The 929-nt window shown below is 66.2% G+C and carries 1 protein-coding gene; it reads left to right on the top strand.

Features of this window, described 5'->3' with window-relative positions:
• Window positions 1-820 (top strand): phage tail tube protein (locus ACK8OU_RS20315; protein ID WP_410305140.1); only part of this gene is annotated, 820 nt, incomplete at its 5' end.
• Window positions 821-929: the final 109 nt, after the last annotated feature.

The raw sequence follows: 929 nt of genomic DNA on the forward strand, positions 1-929 counted from the left end.
ACAGCCGCTGGTGAGCTCGGAGCTGCTGGGCTATGGCCGCGATCCGCTGGCGCCGATACGCGATGCGGTGACGGCCGATGGCGCAATCGTGGTGCCGATCGATGCGCGGGCTTTCGGCTTCTGGCTGAAGGCGGCCTTCGGGACGCCCACGACCACCGGCACCGATCCCTATACGCATGAATTTACCTCGGGCGGTTGGACCCTGCCGAGCCTCTCGATCGAGACGGCCATGCCCGAGGTCCCGCGCTACGCGATCTATTCGGGCTGCGTGCTCGATCAGATCTCCTGGGAGATGAACCGGGCCGGCCTGCTGACGGCGACGGTAAACCTTGTGGCGCAGGGCGAGACGACGGGAACGACCAGCACGGCCGGCACGCTCACCGAGATCGACCTCCTGCGGTTTGGCCATTTCAACGGATCGATCCGGCGCAATGGCGTGGCACTTGGCAATGTGATCTCGACGCAGATCACCTATGCCAACGGGCTCGACCGGATCGAGACGATCCGGGCGGACGGCAAGATCGACGGGGCCGATCCGGGGATGGCGGCGCTCACCGGCAGTCTCGAGGTGCGCTTTGCCGACACGGTGCTGCTCACGCAGGCGGTGAACGGCACCGAGTGCGAGCTGGAATTCGCCTATTCGCTGGCGACGGGGGAAAGCTTCACGCTGACCGCGCATGCGGTGCATCTGCCCAAGCCCCGGATCGAGATTGCCGGGCCGCAGGGCATCCAGGCGAGTTTCGACTGGCAGGCGGCAAAGGGGATCAGCCCCGCGCGGATGTGCACGGCGGTGCTGGTCAATGATGTGGCGGGGTATTGATCATGTTGAGACTCGATCTGACGCAGACGCCCTCCTGGCTTGACCTGATGCCCGGGGTCCGGGTGCAGCTGCGCCCGCTGAGCACGGCGCTGATGGTTGCGGTGCAGCG

It is taken from the genome of Pontitalea aquivivens (genome assembly GCF_046507575.1).
Taxonomy (GTDB): domain Bacteria; phylum Pseudomonadota; class Alphaproteobacteria; order Rhodobacterales; family Rhodobacteraceae; genus Pontitalea; species Pontitalea aquivivens.